Origin of the sequence: Pseudoalteromonas sp. S16_S37 (assembly GCF_014694405.1) — a bacterium.
Lineage (GTDB): Bacteria > Pseudomonadota > Gammaproteobacteria > Enterobacterales > Alteromonadaceae > Pseudoalteromonas.
On record NZ_JAAUWV010000211.1, the window covers coordinates 1 to 419 of the forward strand.

Sequence of the window (419 nt, forward strand, 5' to 3'; positions counted from 1 at the left end):
GCTGTATTTCATTTATGGTGAACTTGATGGCAGGCCTCATCGCTTATACTTTTCAAGCAAAGAAACCGAGCATAAAGGTTACTCGGCTTTAGTTCTTATACAGATCTCAGGTTAAATAATTACTATTAGGTAACGCTTCTAAGGTGAAATTAAAAACTGGATGGGTTCGAGCTCGATTGAAGTGCCAAGGTTAACTCTATATAAAGTATTGCCAACAAAAAGGCCTCAATGGAGGCCTTCTTCAGTAATTAAAAATGCTTTGGTTACAGTGCTGCAAATACATCATCAGTTTTAGCTGCGCAAACAAAATCATTTTTGTGCAAACCTTTGATTGAATGGCTCCACCAAGTCACGGTTACTTTACCCCACTCGGTAAGTAAACCAGGGTGATGACCTTCTTCTTCTGCCATTGCACCTAC

1 protein-coding gene and 1 pseudogene are annotated in these 419 nt (G+C 39.6%); one reads left to right on the plus strand and one right to left on the minus strand.

What is annotated here, in order from left to right; all coding sequences use genetic code 11:
- Window positions 1-92 (plus strand): annotated as a pseudogene (locus tag HC733_RS23730) (IS982 family transposase); the annotation flags it as partial.
- A 171-nt stretch (window positions 93-263) separates the two neighbouring features.
- On the opposite strand, the gene HC733_RS22665 reads toward HC733_RS23730, so the two are convergent.
- Window positions 264-419, minus strand: a 156-nt coding sequence (locus HC733_RS22665; RefSeq protein WP_190364494.1) for a 4a-hydroxytetrahydrobiopterin dehydratase, incomplete at its 5' end; no start/stop codon positions are given.